The organism is Faecalibacillus faecis (assembly GCF_003024675.1).
GTDB lineage: Bacteria > Bacillota_I > Bacilli_A > Erysipelotrichales > Coprobacillaceae > Faecalibacillus > Faecalibacillus faecis.
On the sequence record NZ_PYLP01000003.1, the window covers coordinates 173,853 to 198,275 of the forward strand.

Sequence of the window (24,423 nt, forward strand, 5' to 3'; positions counted from 1 at the left end):
ATGAGGAAAAATTAATTTTTGTAATTTACACTGTAAACTAAATAAATATTTATACAATAAATCATAAGTATAGTAAGAGAAACAATACTTTTAAGAACATTAACAATAAGTTAATTAATACGCAGTGGGTATATTATAATAAAAGATGAGTTGAAATTTGAGAATGTGAACTATTCAAAAAATCTTTTAAATATATTAATGTTTTCTATAGTAGTATAGGGTATTAAAAATATAAAATTGAATACAAAAGTACCCTGAATAGCAGATGTGTGCTATTTTCTTATCAAAGATAGGAAGAAAAAAAGCATCTACAAATAGAAAAGAACGTTGTCTTACTAAAAGAAAAGTTAAAGGAGTGTTAGAATAACAAAGACTTTTAATACAACCGTGCTATAATATAAAAAACAAGGAGGAAGACTATGAAACCAAAATTACATTTTACTGCACCTTATCATTGGATCAATGATCCTAATGGTCTTATTTACTATAAAGGAAACTATCATATTTTTTACCAACATTTCCCATATGATAATAGATGGGGAACAATGCATTGGGGACATGCTATCACAAAAGATTTTGTTCATTTCGAACATCTTCCAATCGCACTTTATCCATCTAAAGACTTTGATCGAAATGGATGTTTTTCAGGGTCAGCGATTGAAATCGATGATAAACTGTATCTTTACTATACAGCTATTAAATATGCTAAAGAAAATCCAAACAATGTTCATAATCAATACAGTGATGATGATTTAAGAGCTTCACAAGCACTTATTGTAAGCAATGATGGTATCCATTTTGATAACATTAAAAATAAAAAACAAATTATTCCAATGATTCAAGAAGCTTATCTTGGCGATTACCGTCATACCAGAGATCCTAAGGTTTGGAAAAAACAAGATGGAAAATATGCCATGGTCATTGGTAGTAAAATCGCTTATGAAGATGACTATTGTGGAAAAGCTCTTTTCTATGAAAGTAAAGATGGAATTCATTTTGAATATAAAAACAGTTACCAAGAACCTACTATTGGAAATATGTGGGAATGTCCAGATGTCTTTAAAATCAATAATCAATTCTTTATGATTTTCTCACCAGAAAATACAGATCTACCACCAAAACCAAATAGTAATGCTCGCTATATGCCGATTGATTTTGAGGAAGATACACTTACTATTAAAGAGCATGGTGATTGGCCTTATTTAGATCATGGTTTAGACTTTTACGCACCACAAACGTTCTTATCAAAAGATAATGAAAGAATTTTACTTGGTTGGCTTAGAATGAGAAAACCAGTTCAAGGAGAAGAATGGATTGGGATGTTTATTATGCCAAGAGTTTTAAAAGAAAAAGAGGGTAAGATTATTCAAGAACTTTATCCTGAAATAAAAAATTCATTTAATCAAGAAATTCAAGATATTTTACTTGATCGACCATTCCAATTAAAGACAACACTTAATAAGGACAGTTCTTTAAATCTTGGTGGTTTTAAAATTGATATTCAAGATGATTGTCTCCATTTGAATAGAGAAGAAGTCTCTATTCAAGAAAATAAAGTATGTAATGATGTTGTTTCACCTAAATTACAAGGACATTATGATATTGAACTTTATTATGATCATCATGTTTTTGAAATCTATATTAATGGTGGTGAATATGTGATGTCACAAGTTGTTTATGATTTAAAAGATCAAATCGTTATTCAAAATACTGAGTATAAAGTCTATGTCAGATCATTATAAATTCTTTAGTCATAAACAATGTGAGTATTATCCTTGTCATCAATTGGATGAAATTAATTGTTTGTTTTGTTATTGTCCATTGTATATTTTAAAAGATTGTAAAGGCAATTATAAAATGATAGGAGATATAAAAGACTGTAGTGGATGTACTTTACCTCATCAAAAAGAAAACTATGATTATATTATTTCTCACTATCAAGATGTTATAAAAGCTTTTCAATTACTTGACAATAAAGATACAAATGATAATATAGAAGCACCGGAGGGTATTGAAGACAATGCTGGATAAGGTTTAGACCTTATCCAGTTTTTTTATGAGGAAATTATGGAACAAAGACTTTTAAAGCATTAATGATATTTGCTTTACCTTATATGTTTTCAAACTTACTACAAGTATTATATGGGTCGGTAGATATGTTTGTAGTAGGACAATTTGGACATACCTTTGATGTTTTTGGGGTTTCGATAGGAAGTCAAACCATGTCTTTAATAACAAACCTTGTTTTAGGATTGACTACAGGAGTTACGGTTTTATTAGGACAATGCCTAGGAAGTAAATCTTATCGTGATTTATCAAAGATCATTGGTGGGGCTATTGTTTTATTTTTAATCATTGCCTTGGGTTTAACTTTTGTCATGTTGTCTTTTAATAACGAGATCACGCTTTTAATGAATACACCAAAAGAAGCTATCGAAGCTACTAAAAGCTATTTAAGTATCTGTTCAGCGGGGATTATCTTTATTGTAGGATACAATGTAGTAAGTAGTATATTAAGAGGTTTAGGGGATAGTAAAACGCCTTTATTATTTATTTTTATTGCATGTATGATTAATATTGTTGTTGATTTTTTTTAGTAGGATATTTTCATATGGGAGCTAAAGGAGCAGCCATTGCGACAGTATCAGTCCAAGGATTCTCTTTTCTCTTTGCATTAGTTTATTTATGTAAAAAGGGAATAGGGTATTCGTTTTATAAAGAAGATATTTGTTTTTCAAAATATATTCAAAAGATTATGCAAATAGGTTTTCCTTTAGGATTACAAAGTGTACTTGTTAATATATCATTTTTAATTATTACGATTATTGCTAATCAAATGGACTTAATTGCTTATGCTTCTTTAGGTGTTGTTGAAAAATTAATGGGATTTTTAATGTTATCAGCCATTGCCTTAGGAAGTGCTTTAGCTTCTCTTATTGCTTTAAATGTAGGAGCAGAACAATAGAAACGTACAAAACAAACATTAAAATATGCAATCATGATTTCTCTTGCCTTCGCAATTGTTGTAACAACGATTTGTGAAATCGATGGAACAATACTTACGCGTATTTTTACCAATAATCAAGATGTTATTAAAAATGGTGCCTTGTATTTAAAAACGTATTCTATTGATTGTTTACTTACAAGTTTTCTCTTTTGTATCAATGGGTATTTAAATGGTTACGAAAGAACTGTCTTTACGATGGTACATAGTTTAGTAGCAGCTTTTGTTGGAAGAATTCCTTTAACTTTATTATTTTCTAAAATACCAAACGTAACATTATTCCATATGGGAATTGCAGCCCCATTATCTACAATGATTTCTTTAGTAATGATCTTTATTTATTTTAAGAAAACAAAATTTGATAAGATGGAAGAGTAATATGATATAGTATTAATTAGAATATGTTGAAGAGGTAGAAAAATGATTAAAGCGATATTTTTAGATATTGATGGAACATTGATTTCAGGGAAAAGACCTTCTATAAAAAAAGAAGTGATTGAAGGATTAAAACAGGTAAGGAAAAAAGGAATTCAATTGTTTATAGCCAGTGGAAGACATATGTTAGAGCTAGAAGAATTAAAACTTGTTGAACAGTTTGAATTTGATGGCTATCTTTTATTAAATGGTGGCTATTGTACAATAGGTTCACAAATTATTTATGATAATAAAATAGCTCAAGAGGATTTAAAAGAAATTGTAAAGATTGTAAAAGAAAATAATTATCCTTGTTTATTTATTGAAAGCAATCAAATGTATATTACTCATGTAAATAAAAGAGTCATAGATGCTCAAGCATCTATTTCAACAATGATTCCACCAATAAGTAATCAAATCAATATAGATAACATTTACCAAGTAGATCCTTATGTAGATGAAAAAGGAATAAAAGAAATTATAAAAAATACCAAACATGTCAAAGTCACAAAATGGCATGACTATGCTTATGATATTGTTCCCAAAACAGGTGGGAAAGCAGCGGCTATTCAAGCTGTTTCGAAACATTTTGGTTATCAAAAAGAAGAATTAATGGCTTTTGGTGATGGGCATAATGATATTGAAATGTTAGATGTCGTAGGTTATCCTATTGTGATGGAAAATGGCAGTGATGAAGTAAAACAACATGCATGTTATATTTGTGATGATGTTGAAAAAGAAGGAATTTTAAAAGGATTAAAACATTTTAATCTTATTGACTAGGAGAAAATAGTATGAGAAGAAAAGATAGAGAAATTACTGATTTTGATGAAATGATGAAAATTATTGCAAAGTGTGATACTTGTCGTTTAGCACTATTTGATGATGAATTTCCTTATATCGTTCCTTTAAACTTTGGAACAAATGTAGAAGAAGGACAACTTTATCTATATTTCCATAGTGCTAAAGAAGGAACAAAACTTGATTTAATAAGAAAAAATAATAAAGTTACTTTTGAAATGGATTGTGAACATAATATTATTATGTATGATGAAAGAATGTCATGCACAATGGGTTATGAAAGTGTCATTGGACATGGTATTGTAGAATTTGTTGAAGATGAAAATAAGATTAATGCGTTAAAAATCTTAATGAGGCATTATCATGAAGAAGATTTTAAATTCAATGAAAAAGTCGCTACCATGACAGAAGTCTTCCGTGTAAAAGTATTAGACATGACAGGTAAAAGAAGAAATAATATTTATCCTGAAGAAAAAGTAAAAAGACATATTACCTTAGAGTAAAACCTTGGCATTGCCAAGGTTTTTAAAACTGATAAACATCTTCACCTAATAGATTTAAAGCATTTAAATCAATAATTTGATAAGTACCACGTTTAATTTTCTTTATATATTTCTTATCTAAAAATAATTGAAGAACACGTTGGAGTTGACGATAACTACAACCTATCAATTCAGCAACGACTACAAAATTATCTTGAACAATAGAGTTTTTATGAGAAACAATAAAGTAAGCCGCTAATCTATTTTCAACTGGATAATTTAATGAAATAGACTGATTCTGATTTGATTTAGAAAGCTTACTGGCAAGATTTTTAGCGATGGTTTTCATAAAGAAAACATCATTTATTAATATTTCATGATATTTAGAAAGAGAAATGGTTGCACATATACAATCTTCATAAGCAATCACATTATTAATAATAGAAGAATGAGTAATAAATTCTAACTCCCCAATAATAGAATAGGGACTATTAAAACCACATAACATACTATTTCCATTGGCGTTGATATGATTTACTTTGACCTTTCCTTTTAAAAGAATATAAATATGATTAAGCTTTTCACCTTGATGTAATAAATAATCATCCTTATTTATTTCTATTATTTCAATATATTGATTATTATCAGCGTGAAGAATTTCTAATTTTTTTAATTCATTTAAATAATTCATCTAAATCACCACTACAAATATGACATATGTCGTATTTATAATCAAGTTTAATCACTATAATTCTTTCTGGAGGTGATCTTGATGAATTTTGTATTAGCTACATTATGTGGGATTATTGTAACGACAATGAATGTATTTAATGGACAATTATCAGATTATACAGGAGTCTACTTGTCTACAGTTATCATTCATTTAGTTGGTTTAGTTACTTTTTTAATCATTATGAAGATCAAAAATAAGAAAATTTGTTTTAAAAAACAAATTCCTTTATATATGTATTGTGGAGGATGTATTGGCGTTTTAACTGTTATTTTTAATGTCTTTGCAATTGGAAAGATTGGTGCTTCTTTAATGACAGCACTAGGATTATTAGGACAAATGATGACATCTTTATTATTAGAAAATAAAGGATGGTTATCGACATCTATTCGAAAATTAAATAAAGGAAAGATTATAGGATTAGTCATTGTTTGTTTAGGAATAGGAGTGATGTTATTATGATTTCTATTATATTTTCTATTCTATCAGGAGTTACAATTGTTTTAAGTAGAAGTGTTAATGGTTTACTTTCTAAGAAAATGGGTGCTTATCAAGGAACGTTTTATAATTACTTTACAGGATTTATGACAAGTTTGATTTTAATGCTTGTGCTTATGATTGTTGGTGTTCAACATATAAATATTTCTTTAGATAAAACGAATTTGATGATGTATTTAGGGGGAATCATAGGGGTTTTTAATATCTTGATATTAAATATTATTGTTCCTAGAATATCTCCTGTTATTCTTACTTTACTATGCTTTATTGGGCAGCTTATCAGTGGCATGGTGATTGATGCTTTTGTTTATCAGATGTTCTCTGTTTCAAAGATTTTTGGTTGTTTGATTGTTATTGCTGGTTTAGTGATTTATCAATTAAGTGAAGAAAAAGCATAAAAGAAGATCAGTTTAGATCTTCTTTTTGCTTTCTTGATATTGTTTTCGATAATCAGCAGGTAAGCCACCGAATTGTGAAGAAAATTGTTTATAGAAATAGTTTAAATTAGAAAAACCATTTTCTTGCGCTATTTGATAAATAGGTTTGTTTGTATTAATTAACTGATTACTAATAGCTTCCATTCGATAATAATTGATTAAACGTTTAAAAGATAGACCAGTTGATTGATGGATCATTCTTGAAAGATAGTCAGGGTTATAGCCAAAACATTTGGCTGTTTTTATTAAGGAACATGATTGATAATGATGTTGAATATATTGAATGATTTCTGTAATATAACTTTTATTTTTGTTTCTAAAATGTTCTTCCATATTGGCTTGATATCTTTGTGTCATTTTAACAAAGAGAAGTAAGAAATAAGAATCTATAATAGTTGTTAAGAATAAAGAAGGATCTAAATACTCACATAAAATACTTTCAATTAAATTATTTATATCTTCATAATCATCCTCTCTGTTTTTGAAAATAACATAATCTTCATGTTTAGCCGTATGATCTATGATATTTGTTAGAAATGTTGTAATTGGATTGGAAGATGTAAATTTAGAAATAAATGCTTCATTAAAATATGATCGATTCATTTGAAAATTAAAAATGATATCGTTTTCTGAAGGTGGAAGAATTGTATGCTTTGAATTAATATCTAATAATAAGATATCACCAGTATGTAAAATAATTTCTTTGTCATTAACCATTGCATAACAATGGCCAGAGTAAACATATTTCAATTCTATGTAGTTTCTAATATGAATAGGGATAAAAGAAAAGCGTGTTTGTTTTGTACAAAAAATTGGTAAATTCAATACATCATCTGTTATCTTTTGATTGTCATAGAAAATAGCATGTTTTCCATTTATTAAATCAAGTTTATCTTGTTTTGTAAGTTGAAAAGAATAATTTTTATCTAATAAATCTATGTTTTTAACATAATCACCTGTATGACTTGGATGTGTTTTATAATATTTTTCTCTATTTGTTAAAGGAATAACCTTGTTTCTAAACTCTAATTTATTCATTTTTTATCACCGGGTTAATCTTAACATGAAAAGTAGGATTTTGACAGTGTTATAGTAGGATAGTGGTATTTTAAATAAACCAAATATTCTATATGATAATAGTGTAAGTTAACTTAACAAGTAAAAAACATGGAGGAATAAGATTATGGCAAAGGATTATACTTTGTTAGCGAAAACAATCGTTGAAAATGTGGGCGGTGATGAAAATGTTATTTCTTTAGTTCACTGTGCAACGAGATTAAGATTTGAAGTTATTGATAGAAATAAAGTAAATTTTGATATTTTAAAACAAACAGAAGGTGTTATTACTGCCATGGAAGCAGGTGGACAAATTCAGGTTGTTATTGGAAATAAAGTAGATCAAGTTTATGATGCTGTTTTAAAGTGTTCACATATTAATTCAGATATACAAAATGAATCAAAAAGTGAGAAAAAGGGCGTATTAAATACATTGTTAGAGACAATTTCTGGAATCTTCTCACCAATGTTAGGTGTTATGTGTGGTGCAGGGATGTTAAAAGCGTTACTTATTTTATGTACGACTTTTAAATGGTTAACACCAGAAATGGGAACTTATCGTATTCTTTATGCAGCCGCGGATAGTGTTTTTAATTTCTTACCAATTATTTTAGGATATACAGCTGCAAAAAAATTCAACTGTAGTCCATTTGTGGCTATGGCTATAGCAATGTCATTAGTTTATCCAGATATGACAGCTGCTTTTTCTGGAGGAGAAAAACTTACATTTTTAAATATTCCAGTAACATTAGTAAGTTATACATCTTCTGTCATGCCAATTATCATTTCAATTTATGTTATGAGTAAATTTGAAAAATTATTGAAGAGGATTTTACCAGAGGTATGTAAGTTATTTTTAACACCATTATTAGAATTAATGATTATGGTTCCTGCAACATTTTTAGTTATTGGACCAATTATGGATCAATTTGGTAAATTACTTGCCTCAGGGTATACAGGATTAGTTGGAATTAATCCGATTATAGCTGGTGGAGTAATTGGATTATTATGGCCTATGGCTGTTATTTTTGGATTACATTGGGGATTCTTTCCTATTGTTATGAATAATATTGCAACTTTAGGAAAAGATACATTATTTGTTATTACTGGACCTAATAATATGGCACAAGCGGGAGCAACACTTGGTGTGTTTTTAAAAACAAAAGATAAAAAATTAAAAGAATTATCCGGTTCAGCTGCATTTTCTGCCGTTCTTGCAGGAATTACAGAACCAGCTATTTATGGTGTTACATTACCATATAAAAAACCGTTTATTATCGGAGCAATCTTTTCTGGAATTGCGGGAATGATTGTAGCTGCTGCTGGAACAGCGATACCAACAGTTTTAGGAACTTCATTACTATCGTTACCAGGTTATATTGGTCCTGGATTTGTTGGATTTGTTATTGCATGTGCGATTGCATATTTTGGATCAGCAATCTGTACTTATTTATTTGGATTTAATGATTCAATGTTAAATAAAAACTCAGAAAAAGAAGAAAATACTCAATTAAATGATGAAATTACTTTAAAAGATGAAACACTATCAAGCATTGTAGAAGGAGAAATGCTTCCTCTTGAAGATGTGAAAGATCCTACATTTGCAAGAAAAATGATGGGTGATGGTGTCGCTTTTAAACCAAAGAGTGGACGTGTTGTTTCACCAGTTGATGGTAAAGTAATCATGGTTGCTAAAACGGGACATGCTATTGGTCTTAAATCAAACAATGGAGCAGAAATTCTTATTCATATTGGAATGGATACAGTAAATATGAATGGAAAAGGTTTTGATGTTAAAGTACAACAAGGACAAGCTGTAAAAAAAGGTGATTTATTAGTAGAGGTTGATTTACAAGAAATTGCAGATGCAGGATATGATGATATTATTCCTGTCATTCTTACTAATACAGTAGCGTATGATCAAATTATTCCTATGGAATATGGTAAAAAAGAAGAACAAGAAAATATTATTGAGTTAAAGGTAAAAAAGTAATATGGAAAAAATAAGAACAATAATTACACAAGATGCAGAAGTAGATGATCAAAATTCGTTACGTCATATTCTTCTTTATGCAAATGATATTGAAATTCAAGGTATTATACAAACATCTTCTGTTTTTCATTGGATTGGTCAAAGGGGAACACAAGGCCCAGAAGATAAACCTGATTATGATAACGTCTACCGTTGGACAGGAACAGCTTGGATGAATGAAGTCATTGATAATTATGAATCAGTTTATGAAAACTTAATTTGTCATGATAAAAACTATCCTACACCACATTATTTGCGTTCAATAATCAAAGTAGGAAATATTGGTTATCCGGGAGAAATGGATAACCCTACTGAAGGTTCAAAACTTATAAAAGAAAGAATATTAGATGATGATTTAAGAACGCTGTATATTCAAGTATGGGGTGGAACAAATACAATAGCTAGAGCATTATTTGATATTGAACAAGAATATAAGGATTCATCTTGTTGGCAAGATTTAAAGAATAAAATTGAAAAGAAAGTTGTTATAACAGCATGTGGTGAACAAGATAATACTTATAGAGATTATATTGCCGAAGTTTATCCAAATATACAATTTGTCAAATGTTTACAAATGAAAAGTTATGGCTATGCTTGGAATATGATGCCAGAAGGTAATAGTAAAGAAAATTTGAAAGCAGATTTCTTTAAGAAAAATATCTTACATCATGGGGCGTTATTAGATAAATATGCAACATGGGCTGATGGACAATATTATGAAGGAGAACCCGAAAGATGCCAATTTGGTGTTAATAAAGAATTAATGAAAAATTGGTGGGGTATAAAAGCTGGAATGGGAGAGCATGTTCATTATGATTTCTTATCTGAAGGAGATTCACCAACTTATTTTTGTTTATTTCCATGGGGATTACGTGGTTTAGAAAATTTCTCTTATGGTAGTTTATCAGGAAGATTTGAAAAAGATAATTCGCTAAAAAATAGTAAGGGTGAATTATTAAATTATTGGAACCCTGTAGATGATGCTTATACAGATATTCATGGAAAAACAGTTTATACAGAATCGATGTGGGGATATGTTGAACATATTCAAAATGATTTTGCTGCAAGAGCTAATTGGTGTATTTCTAATATTAATGATGAACAACCACCAGTAGTTGAAATTGAAGAATCCAAAGATTTCCTTGTAACAAAAGGACAAGAAATACAATTTCATTTAAAAATGCAAGAAAATGTAGATTACTTTATCAAATATTATCAAGATGCTTCTTCATATAAAAAATGTATTGATACACATATAAATAATAATGTTATAAGTATTAACCTTCCAACTGATTTAAAAAATAAAGATCAACTACATTTTATTATAGAAGGTAAAAATAAAGATAAGCATAGACTTGCAAGATTTGCTCAAATCATTTTTACAGTAAATGAATAAAAGAAGATCGAGTTAGATCTTCTTTTTTCTTAGTATGAGTTTTTCTTTTTCGGATCTTTTTAATTGTTTAATTTGATACTCTCTTTTTATAGCATCACCTTTATTATCAAAAGTTTCAAAATAAACAAGTTCTACCGGTCTTCTAGCCTTTGTATATTTAGCGCCTTTACCTGCATTATGAGCTTCTATACGTTTTTCTAAATGATTTGTCCAACCAGTATAAAGGGTTTGATCGCTACACCTTACAATATAAACATAATTATTTTGTTGTTGAACCAAACCCACCATTTCTTTCTTCAGTGACATCATCATCTTCTACAATTCCAAATTCAAAGAAAATCCCTTGAACCATTCCTTGTCCAGCTTTTAAAGAAAGTGTTTTATCTTCATTACTATCATTTGTAAGCTTTACAAACATATGACCTTCATTATCACTATTATAATAATCACTATCAATAATACCTACTGTATTATTAAGTTGCAAACGATATTTAAATCCTAAACCACTACGAGGATATAAACCTAATACCCAACCATTTTCAATACGTACACGAATACCTGTAGGAATTTTAATAGTTTGTCCTGGATTTAATTCAAAATCAATAGGACTATAGAAATCATATCCAGCTGATCCTTTTGTGGCACGTTTTGGAAGTTGGATGGAATGATAGATTTCTTCTACTTCTTTTTCATTATATTGAGGAAATGAATCCATGAAATCATTTTTAAATTGGTTATATGATACTTTTTCAAATTTTGCGATTTTTTTCATAATTTTTCTCCTTTTTACTTTTCTATTATAGAATAAAAATGAAAACAAGAAAATAAATAATTTCATCACTTGACAGAGGGTTAGGAGATTGTTATTATATATGTAAATTACAAGATATAGTATTAAATACTACATAAGATAGTTAAAAGAGGTAATGTGTATGAAAAGAACAAAATTAGATGATCGTGTTTTACCTGTTTATACAAAGGGTGAAGAAATATTTAATATGGTAACTCATATTGTAGGTGGGGCGATGGGAATAGCCGCATTAGTTTTATGTATTATCTTTTGTCATGATGGTTATGGCTTATTTTCAGGGATTGTTTATGGAATTTCGATGATTCTTCTTTATACAATGTCAGCTATCTATCATGGTTTATCACCTAAGCTTAAAGCAAAGAAAGTTTTCCAAATTATGGATCATTGCAGTATCTTTGTATTGATTGCGGGAACTTACACACCGGTTTTACTTTGTTCAATAAGAGAGGTTGATGTTAAATGGGCTTGGATTTTATTTGCAGTCATATGGATCATGACAGTGATTGGAATTACGTTAAATGCAATCGATATTAAAAAATATCAAACTTTTTCAATGATTTGTTATTTAGTGATGGGTTGGTGTATTATTTTTAAAATCAATCTCTTACCACAAGCAATAGGAATGAATGGTATTTGGTTACTTGTTTCAGGAGGACTTGCTTATACAATTGGTGTTATTTTCTATGTATTACAAAATAAGATTAAATATATGCATAGTATTTGGCATTTATGGATTTTAGTTGGTTCTATCTTACATTTTTTATGTATTATCTTATATGTTCTTTAGAATTTATAAAAATCATAAATATATTTTTTACAAAGTCCGTTGTTTATATAAACATTGGATTTTTTTATTTTGTAAAAACGTAAAAGAACTATAAAATCAATATTATTTGTGATAGAATGGGTTGGACGTCGAATTATTTTAAGTAAAATAATTCGAAAAAAAAGTATGGGCCAATAGAGCATAAAAGTATATTTTTTTTTTTTGATTGGCTATAATACAAATACATAAAAAATACGAAAGGGGATATTTGGCGTGAAAATAATAAAAAGAAATGGGCAAGAAGCAATTTTTGATGAAGTAAAAATTACCAACGCTATTATTGCGGCTAATAAAGAAGTAGTTGAAACAGACAGACTTTCAGAAGAAGACATTGATAATATTACAAATGATATCAAATATAAATGTCAAAAAATCAAAAGAGCATTAAGTGTTGAAGAAATTCAAAACTTAGTAGAAGATGAATTAATGAAATTAAATGCTTTTTCTGTTGCCAGAAAGTATATTACATATCGTTTTCAAAGAGCTTTAGCTAGACAATCTAATACAACAGATGAACAAATTTTAAGTTTGATTGAATGTGCCAATGAAGAAGTAAAACAAGAAAACTCTAATAAAAATCCAACGGTAAACAGCGTACAAAGAGATTACATGGCTGGAGAAGTCAGTAAAGACTTAACAAGAAGAATTTTACTTCCAGAAGATATCGTTAAAGCACATGATGAAGGATTAATTCATTTCCATGATGCTGATTATTTTTCGCAACATATGCATAACTGTGATTTAGTAAATCTTGAAGATATGTTACAAAATGGAACAGTTATTTCAGAAACAATGATTGAAAAACCAAAGAGTTTTTCAACTGCTTGTAATGTTGCAACACAAATTATTGCACAAGTGGCGAGTTCTCAATATGGAGGGCAAAGTATTACTTTATCTCATTTAGCACCATTTGTTGATGTAAGTAGGCAAAAATTTAGAAGTGAAGTTAAAGAAGAATTCAAAGCTATTGGAATTGAATTAGATGAAGAAAAAATTAATGCGTTAGCTGAAGAACGTTTGAAAAAAGAAATTACTAAAGGGGTACAAACAATTCAATATCAAGTTGTTACTTTAATGACAACAAATGGACAAGCACCATTTATTACTGTCTTCATGTATTTAAATGAAGTACCTGAAGGACGTTTAAGAGATGATCTTGCTATGATTATTGAAGAAACACTTAAACAAAGAATGAAAGGTGTTAAAAATGAAAAAGGTGTTTATATTACACCAGCATTCCCAAAACTTATCTATGCTTTACAAGAAAACAATATTGAACCAGATAGTCAATATTATTATTTAACAGAACTTGCAGCAAGATGTTCAGCAAAACGTTTAGTTCCTGACTATATTTCAGAAAAAGTCATGAAAGAATTAAAAGTTGATCAAAATGGAAATGGTCAATGTTATCCATCAATGGGATGTAGATCTTTCTTAACACCTTATATTGATGAAAATGGTAAACCAAAATACTATGGACGTTTCAATCAAGGAGTTGTTACAATCAACTTAGTTGATGTGGCTTGTTCATCAAAAAGAGATATGAACAAATTCTGGCAAATCTTTGATGAAAGATTAGATTTATGTTATAGAGCTTTAATGTGCAGACATGAACGTTTAAAAGGAACACCAAGTGATGTGGCACCTATTTTATGGCAACATGGGGCTTTAGCTCGTCTAAAAAAAGGTGAAACAATTGATAAATTATTATATGGTGGTTATTCAACAATTTCTCTTGGATATGCTGGATTATATGAATGTGTTAAATATATGACAGGTAAATCACATACAGATCCAAGTGCAACACCATTTGCGATTGAAGTAATGCAACATTTAAATGACGCATGTGCAAAATGGAAAGAAAAAGAAAACATTGATTTCTCACTTTATGGAACACCAATTGAATCAACAACTTATAAATTCGCAAAATGTTTACAAAAACGTTTTGGAAAAATCAAAGGTGTTACAGATAAAAACTATATTACAAACAGTTATCATATCCATGTAACAGAACATATCAATGCCTTTGATAAACTTACATTTGAATCTCAATTCCAAAAATTATCACCAGGGGGAGCTATTTCTTATGTAGAAGTTCCTGATATGCAAGATAATATTGATGCTGTCCTAGCAGTTATGAAACATATCTACAATAACATTATGTATGCTGAATTAAATACAAAGAGTGATTATTGTATGGCTTGTGGTTATGATGGAGAAATTCAAATCGAAAAAGATGAAAATGGTAAACTTATTTGGGTATGTCCAAACTGTGGAAATAAAAACCAAGATATGATGTCTGTTGCTAGACGTACTTGTGGTTATATTGGAACTCAATTTTGGAACCAAGGAAGAACACAAGAAATCAAGGAACGTGTTTTACACTTATAGAGATGAAATTTTCATCTCTTTTTTTTACAAAAAAATGGTTAAAAAAATGAAAATATTAAGTTTATTGAACAAATCATGATATAGTGTAAATAAAGATAAAAGGAGGAAAATAAATGAGTTTACCAAAAGATTTTTTATGGGGTGGTGCCACTGCTGCTAATCAATATGAAGGTGGATGGAACATAGGAAGACGTGGAAAATCAAGTGATGATGTTATCACAAATGGAACACACACAGAACCTCGTTGTATTACTTTTGTTAATAAATCCGGAGAAAGAGTAAAAGCACCGATGTTTGTAGGCGCTGATTATGAAGATGTAGATCATTTTGAATGTTTTGATGATTGTTTATATCCTAATCATGAAGCTACTGATTTTTATCATCATTATAAAGAAGATATTGCTTTAATGGCTGAAATGGGATTTAAATGTTTTAGATTATCGATTGCCTGGTCTCGAATCTTTGCTAATGGAGGTATGGAAGGTGAACAACCATTAGAAGAAGGATTAAAATTTTATGATGATGTTTTTGATGAATGTTTAAAATATGGGATTGAACCATTAGTTACATTATCCCATTATGAAACACCGCTTGCTTTAACTGAAGCCTGGAATTCATGGGCTGATCGAAGAACAATTGATTGTTATGTAAGATATTGTGAAGTTGTTTTTAATAGATATAAAAATAAAGTTAAATATTGGCTTACATTTAATGAAATCAATTGTATAGAAATGTCACCATGGATGGAAGGTGGTGTGCTTACTAAAGATAAACAAACTATGATCAATATGGCACACTATCAATTTGTCGCAAGTGCTAAAGCTGTTAAATTAGGTCATCAGATCAACCCTGATTTTAAAATCGGATGTATGCTTGCTTATACATTAACTTATCCAATGACATGTAATCCAAAAGATACATTAGCCGCATGGAAAAATACACATAATAATATTTTCTATACAGATGTACAATGTCGAGGATATTATCCATCTTATCGTTTAAAAGAATTTGAAAGAGAAGGAATTACACTTCCAATTGAAGATGGAGATTTAGAAATTATTAAAGAAGGTACTGTTGATTTCTTATCATTCTCTTACTATATATCACAAGTAGCTGCTTATAATCCAGAAGATTATGAAGGAGCAGGTGGTGGAAACTTATCGCTTGGTTTAAAAAATCCTTATTTAAGTGCATCTGACTGGGGATGGCAAATTGATTCAACAGGGCTTAGAAATGCATTAAACAGACTCTATGATCGTTATCAAATGCCATTATTTGTTGTAGAAAATGGTTTAGGTGCTTTTGATAAAATCGAAGAAGATGGTTCAATTCATGACACATATAGAATCAATTATTTAAGAGATCATATTAAAGCCATGGACGCCGCAGTGAATGAAGATGGTGTTGATTTAATGGGATATACAATGTGGGGATGTGTTGACTTAGTATCAGCTTCCACAGGAGAAACAGCAAAACGTTATGGTTTTGTGCATGTTGATAAATACGATGATGGGACAGGAGATTTATCAAGAAGAAGAAAAGACTCATTCTATTGGTATAAAAAAGTAATCGAATCTCATGGAAATGATTTAGATTAGGAAATAATGGATATGATAATTTTTAAAAAGTGAAATCTTAAAAATATCATATCTTTTTTTATTTTAAAGGTAAATAAAGATAATAAATATTTAGTTATTTGTTTATTGTGATATAATCAAAGAAGAGGTGATTATATTGAAAAAAGTAACAGTAGCTGCAATTGCAAAAGAAGCAGGAGTTTCTCCTGGAACAGTAAGCAATGCACTTAATAATAGAAAAGGATCTATTAGTAAAGAAAAAAGAGATCATATTATAGAAGTGGCAGAAAAATTAGGTTATTTTAAAACTGGAAAAAGGACAGGTATTTTGACACTTGTTATTTATAGTAAAAAAGAGCGAGTTGTTGGAGACACACCTTTTTTTTCTGAATTGATTAGAGGTTTAGAAAATGAGGCAACGAAACAAGATTATAGATTAAATATTATATATATAGATAGTGATCAGATAGGAGAAATACAACAACTTGATGATGTTTCAAAAAGTGATGGATTAATTCTTTTAGGAACAGAAATGCAGTTAGAAGATGTTGAAAGATTTGAAAATTTTAGAATACCCTATATTATTATCGATAATGCTTATACAAATCAAAAATGTGATTTTTTATCTATTAATAATAGAGATGGGATGTATGAAATAACAAATTATTTAGTTAAAAAAGGGTATAAAAGAATTGGATTGATTAATTCTATTAATCAAATAAATAACTTTAAAGAAAGAAAAATGGGTTATTTACAAGCTATGATGGATAATGGATTAAATGTAGTTCCAGAATTAGAAGCCTTTGTTCAACCAACGATAGATGATAGTTATAGAGATTTTAAGGATTACTTAGTAGAACTTATAAAGGGAGAAGATGAGATGCCAGATGCCTTCGCTGCAGTTAATGATTATATTGCATTGGGGGCTATAAGAGCTATGCAAGAGCTTAATGTCAATGTCCCAATAACAGGATTTGATGATATTTCATTTGCAAGTTATTCAACACCATCATTAACAACTGTCAGAGTAAATAAAAGATATCTAGGGGAAGTTGCAGTAAAAAGATTGATAGAGAAATTTTCTGAAAATGAAAATACATTAAAAATAATGGTAAGTACTGAAATAATAGAACGTGATAGTACTAAATAAATAAGTAAAATATTTAGTTAAAATTTAAATAAAAATTTAGTTTGAGTATTGACCGATGAAACCACTTTCATTATACTTTTGGTTGTAGAGAGTTGCAACACTACTAGAATATGTATGAGATGGAAGGAAAAATAAAATGGATAACAAATATGTTAATAAAGCTTTGGAACTATCATCTAAGGTTGCATCAAATGTTTATCTGGATGCTATTTCTAAAGGGTTGATGGGGACATTACCTATCTTGATTATTGGTTCAATTGGATGTCTTTTAGGGGTATTCCCATTTGATCCTTATTTACAATTTATTGAAAAAATAGGAGTTAAAACTTATTTCTTAACTGCATCAACAGTAACAACAAGCTGTTTATCAATTTATGCAGCATTCTTAATTGGATATCGTTTAGCTGGAAGTTTTAAATGTGATCAAATTCCAGCAGGATTAATTTCAGTTTTTGCATTTTTTATTACTACACCACTAACAAAAGATAGTGGATTGATGATGGAATTTATGGGTGCTAAAGGCTTATTCGGTGCAATGATTGCTGCATTGATAGCTACAAGAATCTATTGTGCATTTATGAATGTTGATAAATTAAAAATTAAAATGCCAGATGGTGTACCACCAATGATTGCTAATACATTTACAGCATTAATTCCAGCAATATTAGTAGGATTAATTTTCATTGTTGTGGCTACAATATTCTCATTTACTCCTTATGGTTCATTTACACAGTTAGTTTATACAGTTATTGTGACACCTTTAAATTCTTTAGGTGGAAGTGTATGGTCTTTAGTGGTTTTAATTTTAGTACAAATGCTTTTATGGTTCTTTGGAATTCATGGATCAAATGTTATTAGTGGTGTAATTACTGCTGTATATTTACCTATGGCAACAGCTAACTTAGAAGCATATGCTGCTGGTAAAGCCTTACCAAATATTTTATGTAATACATTCTATGATACTTTTAGTGGAATTGGTGGTGCAGGAGGTACTTTATCATTATGTATCGTTATCTTATTATTTGCTAAATCAAAACAAAATAAGACAATGGGGAAATTAGGTATTATTCCTGGGTTATTCACAATTAATGAACCAGTTGTATTTGGTTATCCTTTAATTATGAACCCATTAATGGTAATACCATTTATTCTAACACCAGTTGTACAAACATTAGTTGCTTATTTCAGTATGTACATAGGTTTAGTACCAAGATTTACAGGTGTACAAGTACCATGGTGTATGCCAATTATCTTAAAACCATTACTTGCTGGGGGTTGGCAAGCTGCAATTTTACAAGTTGTATGTATTTTCATTGGATGTTTAATTTGGTATCCATTCTTTAAAGTTTCTGATAAACAAAGATATGAACAAGAACAAAGTTTAGAAGCTACCGCAGAATAGTATTTACAACAGAAAATAAATAGGAGGAAAATTATGTCACTTACAATAGAAAATAATATTCTAATGAAAAATGGGAAACCATTTTTCTACCTAGCAGATACATGCTGGTCTGCATTTACAAATATTAAAGATAATGATTGGGATTATTATTTAGATTATCGTAAATCACAAGGTTTTAACACATTACAAATCAACATCCTCCCTCAATGGGATGCATCCGCCACAGATTTATGTTATGAACCTTTTGAAGTTATTGATGGAAAATATAATTATAAAAAATTAAATTTATCTTATTTTGAGCATGCAGATAAAATGTGCGCACGTGCTAAAGAAAAAGGCTTTGAATTAGCGCTTGTTATAATGTGGTGTAATTTTGTTCCTGATACATGGGCAAGTCAATTTTATTCAAAAGGTCTTATGCCAATAGATTGTATTGACAATTATATAAATATTATTCATGAAACATTTACAAAGTATGAACCACTTTATATTATTAGTGGAGATACTGATTTTAATACGGAACAATGTATTGAATATTATGTTAAATGTGCTAAACAAATAAAAGAATTAGCACCTAATTGTTTATATACAACACACATAAAAGGAAGATATACATATATACCAGATAATCTTTATTCATATTTGGATTTATGTTTTTATCAAAGTGGTCATAATGCTCAAAACTTAGGAATGCCTTACTTACTTGCAGAAGAAATGGCAGATAAATATAAAGGTAAACCAGTAATAAATAGTGAACCATGTTATGAAGATATGGGATATTCCAGACAAATGTATGGAAGATGGAGTAAAGAAGATATCATTAGAGCTGCATGGATGTCTTTACTTTCTGGAGCCAGTGCTGGAATTACTTATGGAGCGGCAGGAATCTATAGTTGGCATACTACAAATAAAGGATTTGAAGCTTCGTTGGGAGAAGGATTTGCGACTCCTAAATGTTGGCAACAAGCTTTATGTTTTGATGGTGCTTGGGATTATGGTTATATAAAATATATATTTGAAACTTATGATTTATATGGGTTAAAAGCTATACAAGAACTACTTGTAAAAGAAAATCCAGAAATTAGAATTGCTAGAAAAGATGATAAAATTGTGTTATATGTTCCACATAATATTGACATTGAATTAAATTTAGATTTGTCAAACTATAAAGCAATTGCAATTGATTTAACAAGAAGATATGTTTCACCACTTCAAACAATTAATGGAAAGACAAGCATTATTAAAATGACATATTTTAATAGAGATGCATTATATATTTTAGAAAAAGATGTATAGAGTTGCGATTATTTGTTCGTTTTCAATTTCAGCAAAAAATATCTGTCATGTTTTGCAAGAAGAAATTGAAAAAAAGCAGCTGAACATAGAAGTTGAAGCATTTCATACAGAAGATTGTAGTAAAGTAATAGGTAATTATGACTTAGTTTTACTTATGCCGCAAATTAGATATAATTTTAAAAATATAAGTAAATTATTGAAACCGATTGAAACAAAAGTAATTACAAATGAACAAATTAATCATATAAATGATTTGTTAGATGTTATTATAGAAAGCAAAGAACAGTGTAAGAAATAAAAATGCACTGTTCTTTTTTAATAATCATAATAATGCTCAATCTTATCAATGAGATCTTTATATTTTTTCTTATTTTTTTTAAGCATCACAACATAATAAGTGACATGGGCTTCTTCTTCATTAATGGGAAGAATTACACGATCAGACATCTTACCCTCTCTTTTAATAGAAAGATTAGAAGTATAAGAAGGAAGTGTTGATGCTTTGACAATTTCATTAAAAGTAAGGCGTTCTTCTTGTAAGAGATATTTAGTTTTTGGGGTTTTTTGCATATGTAAATCATGCCAAAAACCAATATTTGAATAAAGAAGCATGGTTTGACCATCTAAATCATGAAATTTAATTTCTTTTTTACTTGCAAGAGGATGATTTAATGGTAATGATAATAAAAGATCTTCTTCAACATAAGGAATACAAAAATATTGAGAATCATCAATATATTCAGGAGTAATCACAAGGTGATACTCTTTTTCTTTTAATTTTGTAAGTAAATCTTTTTTGTTAATAACGGCTGTTTGAATTGTTATTTGTGGATAAAGTTCTTTAATTAAAGGTTCAATATCCCACATGGGTGCAGGAGAACAAGTTGCAATAGAAATACGATGAAATGATTGATCATAATCTTGTACATCATTTATCATTGTTTGAATACTTTTAATGATTTTTTGAGCATGCTTAACAGCTAATTCACCATTTTTATTAAGAACAATTTTATTTTTATAATGATCAAAGAGTTCTACTCCTAAATCACTTTCTAATCTTTGCATAGAGCGTGAAAGGGCTGGTTGTGAAATTAATAATTCTTTGGCAGCTTTAGAAATTGTTTTATTTTCAGCAATATAAATAAGTTGTTCAAGTTGATTAAGTTCTATCATATAATGACCTCCTACTATGCGTTTAAATTATAGCACATTTCTTTATTGGTATTGTACTTTTAAGTAATAAAAAAATAAAATATGTGTGTAAAAAGGAGAAACTAAAAAATGAAAACATGGTTAATTACAGGATGTTCAAGTGGTATTGGAAAAGGAATTGCGAAAGCTGTTTTAGAAAGTGGGGATCAAGCAATTGTTACGGCAAGAAATAAAGGTAAAGTGATGGATATTGTAGAAGCTTATCCAGAAACGGCTTTAGCTGTTTCTTTAGATGTATGTAGTCAAGATAGTATTAAAAACGCTGTAAAAGAAGCATACGATAAATTTGGAACAATTGATGTTCTTGTTAATAATGCAGGATATGGTTATCGTAGTGCTGTAGAAGAAGGAGAAATCGAAGCAGTTCAAACTTTATATCAAACTAATTTATTTGGACCAATTGAATTAATTAAAGCCGTTCTTCCTAAAATGAGAGAACAAAAATCAGGCTATATTTTAAATGTGACTTCGATTGCAGCAGCAAGATCCGCTGTAGGTTCAGGATATTATGCTTCAAGTAAAGCAGCCTTAGAATTACTTACAAATGGTTTAATGAAAGAACTTGCTCCATTAGGAATTAAAGCAATGGTTGTTCAACCAGGAGCTTTTAGAACAAGATTCTATGATGGTGAATCTTTACAAGGAACAAAAGCTCAAATTGGTGATTATGAAGCAGTCGTGGGTAAATCAAGACCAGGTAACTTTGAAAACAAACATCAACAAGCAGGTGATCCAGATAAAGCTGGTAAAGTCATTGTAGATGTTGTGCATAATGATGATTTACCAGAAATTTTAACTTTAGGTAAAGCAGCCGTAACAGCAGTTAAATCAACTTTAGAAGCAAAAATTGCAGAATTAGATAAATGGGCTGAAGTATCAGCTTCATGTGATTATGAGGAAGGAAAGTAGAAAGATGAAAAGAGTAAGACTTGGAAAAACAGATATGTATGTTAATGCGATTGGACTAGGATGTATGGGATTAACTCATGCCAGTGGACTTCCAACGCCTAAAGAAGAAGCAGTAGAAATTTTAAGAAAAGCACATGACATGGGATATGATTTCTATGATACAGCTGAATGTTATACAGGAGTTAATCCTGATGGAAGTACAGCTTATAACGAAGAAGTTGTTGGTGAAGCTGTTAAACCATTTAGAAAAGATATTATCTTATGTACTAAATTTGGTGTTAAACATATGGGTGATCACCTTGAATTTGATAGTTCACCAGAAACAATTAGAAAATCCTTAGAAGGATCATTAAAGAAATTACAAACAGATTATGTTGACATTTATTATCAACATCGTATTGATCCTAAAGTAGAACCAGAAGTTGTTGCTGGTGTGATGAAAGAATTAATTGAAGAAGGAAAAATTAAAGCATGGGGTATTTCTGAAACAAATGAAGAATACTTAAGACGTGCTCATGCTGTATGTCCTGTAACTGTTATTGAAAACAGGTATTCAATGATGGCTAGATGGCATGAAAATTTAATGCCTGTATGTAAAGAATTAGGAATCACTTATGTTGCTTTCTCTCCTCTTGCTAATGGAGCTCTTACAGGTGCTTATCAATCTAAAAAAGCTTTCGGTAGTGGTGAACAAGACTTTAGACCTGATATGCCTCAATACAGTGAAGAAGGAATTAAAAAGACAAATGAATTATTAGAAGTTGTCTCTCAAATTGGTGAAAAACATCATGCAACAAATGCACAAATGTCACTTGCTTGGATGATTAATAAATATGATTTCATTATTCCAATTCCAGGATCAAGAAAACTTGATAGACTTCAATCTAACTTTGAAGCAGGTAATGTTGAATTAGGTCAAGAAGAAGTTAAAACAATTGATGATAAATTAAATACAATGGAATTTAAAGTATTTGGAGGTCATTAATGATTCAATTAGATAAAAGGGAAGCTTTTCCCTTTTCTTCTAATCCTTTTGGATTGGTTTATGAAAATGCAATAACTGAAAATAAAGAAAATGAAGTTCAAATACATCCAATTACTTATCAATTAAATGGCATAAAAATTGCTTCTAATATCTATACACCAAAAAACTATAGTAAAGATAAACGATATCCTGCTATTGTTATCGCTGTTCCTAATGGAGCAGTTAAAGAACAAGCAGCTGGACTTTATGGACAAAGACTTGCTGAAAAAGGATATATTACAATTGTCTCTGATTGCATGTTTTTTGGTGAAAGTGAAGGAATGCCAAGACAACAAGATATTCCTTATTATCGCATAGAAGATATTAGAGGGATGATTGATGCTATCTTCTCATTTCCTGGCGTTGATTCACAACGTATCTATGGTTTAGGTATTTGCGGTGGTGGAGGCTATATGCTTTCATGTGGACAAATGGATAAACGTTTAAAGAAAATAGCTACTGTCTCTATGTTTAATACGGGAGCGGTTAGATGTGAAAGCTTTCAAAACAGTCAAGCTGATACCGTGTTAAAAAGACTTCATGAGGTTGCTTCTATTCGAGAAAAAGAATTAAATGAAGATACTTTGATTTATAATGCGAATATGACAGAGATGAAACCAGAAGTAGGGCATCAATTACCAATTGAAATGTATCGTGAAGGTTATGAATATTATGTAGAAACACATTTTCATCCTAATAGTCACTCATGTTTTTTACAAAGAAACTTGATGGATTTAATGGTTTATGATCCAGTTCAATTTATGTATCTTCTTGATCAACCATTATTAATGATGGCTGGAGATCATGCTGATACAAATTATATGAGTGAACAAGCTTTTGAACTAGCGATTACGACAAAAGAAAAAGAACTTTATTATCTTAAAGATGCAACCCATATACAAACGTATTACAAAGAAAGTGTTGTAAAAGAAGCAATTGAAAAATTAGATATATTTTATAAATAAAGTTGGTGAA

At 29.5% G+C, this 24,423-nt stretch carries 26 protein-coding genes; 21 read left to right on the forward strand and 5 right to left on the reverse strand.

Annotation, left to right across the window (positions count from 1 at the left end; genetic code table 11):
- The first annotated feature begins 419 nt into the window (after positions 1 to 419).
- The 7 genes from C7U55_RS04285 (at position 420) to C7U55_RS04305 (ending at position 4,722) form a co-directional block, all read left to right on the forward strand.
- On the forward strand, positions 420 to 1,742 hold the full coding sequence (locus tag C7U55_RS04285; protein WP_106987486.1) for a glycoside hydrolase family 32 protein: 1,323 nt from the start codon (positions 420 to 422) through the stop codon (positions 1,740 to 1,742).
- Entirely contained in the window at positions 1,726 to 2,031 is a 306-nt protein-coding gene (locus tag C7U55_RS04290; protein WP_106987487.1) for a cysteine-rich small domain-containing protein, read from the forward strand. Before C7U55_RS04285 ends, C7U55_RS04290 begins: the two co-directional genes overlap by 17 nt.
- 125 nt (positions 2,032 to 2,156) lie before the next feature.
- Positions 2,157 to 2,597, forward strand: a complete 441-nt coding sequence (locus tag C7U55_RS13880; RefSeq protein ID WP_239985151.1) for an MATE family efflux transporter — start codon at positions 2,157 to 2,159, stop codon at positions 2,595 to 2,597.
- A gap of 14 nt (positions 2,598 to 2,611) precedes the next feature.
- Positions 2,612 to 2,965 carry an MATE family efflux transporter gene (locus tag C7U55_RS13885; protein ID WP_239985152.1) on the forward strand — a complete coding sequence of 118 codons (354 nt, stop codon included), beginning with the start codon at positions 2,612 to 2,614 and terminating at the stop codon, positions 2,963 to 2,965.
- A 33-nt stretch (positions 2,966 to 2,998) separates the two neighbouring features.
- Positions 2,999 to 3,382: an MATE family efflux transporter gene (locus C7U55_RS13890; protein ID WP_239985153.1), complete on the forward strand. Its 384-nt coding sequence runs from the start codon at positions 2,999 to 3,001 to the stop codon at positions 3,380 to 3,382.
- Positions 3,383 to 3,424: 42 nt separating this feature from the next.
- Positions 3,425 to 4,201 (forward strand): Cof-type HAD-IIB family hydrolase, encoded by a 777-nt coding sequence (locus C7U55_RS04300; RefSeq protein ID WP_106987488.1) that lies wholly within the window; start codon positions 3,425 to 3,427, stop codon positions 4,199 to 4,201.
- Between the two features lie 11 nt (positions 4,202 to 4,212).
- Complete coding sequence (locus C7U55_RS04305) at positions 4,213 to 4,722, forward strand: pyridoxamine 5'-phosphate oxidase family protein (RefSeq protein WP_106987489.1); 510 nt, start codon at positions 4,213 to 4,215, stop codon at positions 4,720 to 4,722.
- A 22-nt stretch (positions 4,723 to 4,744) separates the two neighbouring features.
- Here the strand turns inward: C7U55_RS04305 and C7U55_RS04310 are convergent, their stop codons facing one another.
- Positions 4,745 to 5,392, reverse strand: a complete 648-nt coding sequence (locus C7U55_RS04310) for a cyclic nucleotide-binding domain-containing protein (RefSeq protein ID WP_106987490.1) — start codon at positions 5,390 to 5,392, stop codon at positions 4,745 to 4,747.
- A gap of 81 nt (positions 5,393 to 5,473) precedes the next feature.
- On the opposite strand from C7U55_RS04310, the gene C7U55_RS04315 reads away from it, so the two are divergent.
- On the forward strand, positions 5,474 to 5,893 hold the full coding sequence (locus tag C7U55_RS04315; RefSeq protein WP_106987491.1) for a DMT family transporter: 420 nt from the start codon (positions 5,474 to 5,476) through the stop codon (positions 5,891 to 5,893).
- The gene (locus tag C7U55_RS04320; RefSeq protein ID WP_106987492.1) at positions 5,890 to 6,327 is read left to right on the forward strand and encodes a DMT family transporter; all 438 of its coding nucleotides are present in this window, start codon (positions 5,890 to 5,892) and stop codon (positions 6,325 to 6,327) included. The genes C7U55_RS04315 and C7U55_RS04320 overlap by 4 nt, the downstream gene beginning before the upstream one ends.
- A 12-nt stretch (positions 6,328 to 6,339) precedes the next feature.
- Here the strand turns inward: C7U55_RS04320 and C7U55_RS04325 are convergent, their stop codons facing one another.
- Positions 6,340 to 7,404: an AraC family transcriptional regulator gene (locus tag C7U55_RS04325; RefSeq protein ID WP_106987493.1), complete on the reverse strand. Its 1,065-nt coding sequence runs from the start codon at positions 7,402 to 7,404 to the stop codon at positions 6,340 to 6,342.
- A 145-nt stretch (positions 7,405 to 7,549) separates the two neighbouring features.
- Here C7U55_RS04325 and C7U55_RS04330 point away from each other — a divergent pair, with 145 nt between their 5' ends.
- Positions 7,550 to 9,415: a beta-glucoside-specific PTS transporter subunit IIABC gene (locus tag C7U55_RS04330; protein WP_106987494.1), complete on the forward strand. Its 1,866-nt coding sequence runs from the start codon at positions 7,550 to 7,552 to the stop codon at positions 9,413 to 9,415.
- Position 9,416: 1 nt separating this feature from the next.
- Positions 9,417 to 10,850: a DUF1593 domain-containing protein gene (locus tag C7U55_RS04335; protein WP_106987495.1), complete on the forward strand. Its 1,434-nt coding sequence runs from the start codon at positions 9,417 to 9,419 to the stop codon at positions 10,848 to 10,850.
- A gap of 12 nt (positions 10,851 to 10,862) precedes the next feature.
- Here C7U55_RS04335 and C7U55_RS04340 read toward each other — a convergent pair whose 3' ends face one another.
- Together C7U55_RS04340 and C7U55_RS04345 are read right to left on the reverse strand one after the other, a co-directional pair.
- On the reverse strand, positions 10,863 to 11,156 hold the full coding sequence (locus C7U55_RS04340; protein WP_239985154.1) for a GIY-YIG nuclease family protein: 294 nt from the start codon (positions 11,154 to 11,156) through the stop codon (positions 10,863 to 10,865).
- Complete coding sequence (locus C7U55_RS04345) at positions 11,110 to 11,622, reverse strand: dCTP deaminase/dUTPase family protein (RefSeq protein ID WP_106987497.1); 513 nt, start codon at positions 11,620 to 11,622, stop codon at positions 11,110 to 11,112. The genes C7U55_RS04340 and C7U55_RS04345 overlap by 47 nt, the downstream gene beginning before the upstream one ends.
- A gap of 160 nt (positions 11,623 to 11,782) precedes the next feature.
- Here C7U55_RS04345 and trhA point away from each other — a divergent pair, with 160 nt between their 5' ends.
- The 7 genes from trhA to C7U55_RS04380 all read left to right on the forward strand — a co-directional run bounded on the left by trhA (position 11,783) and on the right by C7U55_RS04380 (position 20,601).
- A complete protein-coding gene (trhA, locus tag C7U55_RS04350) occupies positions 11,783 to 12,448 on the forward strand; it encodes a PAQR family membrane homeostasis protein TrhA (RefSeq protein WP_106987498.1) in 666 nt (221 codons plus the stop codon).
- 252 nt (positions 12,449 to 12,700) lie between these two features.
- Entirely contained in the window at positions 12,701 to 14,878 is a 2,178-nt protein-coding gene (nrdD, locus tag C7U55_RS04355; protein WP_106987499.1) for an anaerobic ribonucleoside-triphosphate reductase, read from the forward strand.
- Between the two features lie 113 nt (positions 14,879 to 14,991).
- Positions 14,992 to 16,476: a glycoside hydrolase family 1 protein gene (locus C7U55_RS04360; protein ID WP_106987500.1), complete on the forward strand. Its 1,485-nt coding sequence runs from the start codon at positions 14,992 to 14,994 to the stop codon at positions 16,474 to 16,476.
- 136 nt (positions 16,477 to 16,612) lie between these two features.
- A complete protein-coding gene (locus C7U55_RS04365) occupies positions 16,613 to 17,605 on the forward strand; it encodes a LacI family DNA-binding transcriptional regulator (protein WP_106987501.1) in 993 nt (330 codons plus the stop codon).
- 136 nt (positions 17,606 to 17,741) lie between these two features.
- Positions 17,742 to 19,007 carry a PTS sugar transporter subunit IIC gene (locus C7U55_RS04370; RefSeq protein ID WP_106987502.1) on the forward strand — a complete coding sequence of 422 codons (1,266 nt, stop codon included), beginning with the start codon at positions 17,742 to 17,744 and terminating at the stop codon, positions 19,005 to 19,007.
- 33 nt (positions 19,008 to 19,040) lie between these two features.
- Positions 19,041 to 20,303, forward strand: a complete 1,263-nt coding sequence (locus tag C7U55_RS04375; RefSeq protein ID WP_106987503.1) for an apiosidase-like domain-containing protein — start codon at positions 19,041 to 19,043, stop codon at positions 20,301 to 20,303.
- Complete coding sequence (locus C7U55_RS04380; RefSeq protein ID WP_022002470.1) at positions 20,296 to 20,601, forward strand: PTS sugar transporter subunit IIB; 306 nt, start codon at positions 20,296 to 20,298, stop codon at positions 20,599 to 20,601. Before C7U55_RS04375 ends, C7U55_RS04380 begins: the two co-directional genes overlap by 8 nt.
- Before the next feature lie 17 nt (positions 20,602 to 20,618).
- Here C7U55_RS04380 and C7U55_RS04385 read toward each other — a convergent pair whose 3' ends face one another.
- Positions 20,619 to 21,476, reverse strand: a complete 858-nt coding sequence (locus C7U55_RS04385) for a LysR family transcriptional regulator (protein ID WP_106987504.1) — start codon at positions 21,474 to 21,476, stop codon at positions 20,619 to 20,621.
- Between the two features lie 108 nt (positions 21,477 to 21,584).
- Here C7U55_RS04385 and C7U55_RS04390 point away from each other — a divergent pair, with 108 nt between their 5' ends.
- Genes C7U55_RS04390 through C7U55_RS04400 form a run of 3 tightly spaced genes read left to right on the forward strand, consistent with a single transcriptional unit; the run spans position 21,585 to position 24,413 of the window.
- The gene (locus C7U55_RS04390; RefSeq protein WP_106987505.1) at positions 21,585 to 22,424 is read left to right on the forward strand and encodes an oxidoreductase; all 840 of its coding nucleotides are present in this window, start codon (positions 21,585 to 21,587) and stop codon (positions 22,422 to 22,424) included.
- A 4-nt stretch (positions 22,425 to 22,428) separates the two neighbouring features.
- Positions 22,429 to 23,409 carry an aldo/keto reductase gene (locus tag C7U55_RS04395; RefSeq protein WP_106987506.1) on the forward strand — a complete coding sequence of 327 codons (981 nt, stop codon included), beginning with the start codon at positions 22,429 to 22,431 and terminating at the stop codon, positions 23,407 to 23,409.
- The gene (locus C7U55_RS04400; RefSeq protein WP_106987507.1) at positions 23,409 to 24,413 is read left to right on the forward strand and encodes an alpha/beta hydrolase; all 1,005 of its coding nucleotides are present in this window, start codon (positions 23,409 to 23,411) and stop codon (positions 24,411 to 24,413) included. The genes C7U55_RS04395 and C7U55_RS04400 overlap by 1 nt, the downstream gene beginning before the upstream one ends.
- The last annotated feature ends 10 nt before the right edge of the window (positions 24,414 to 24,423 follow it).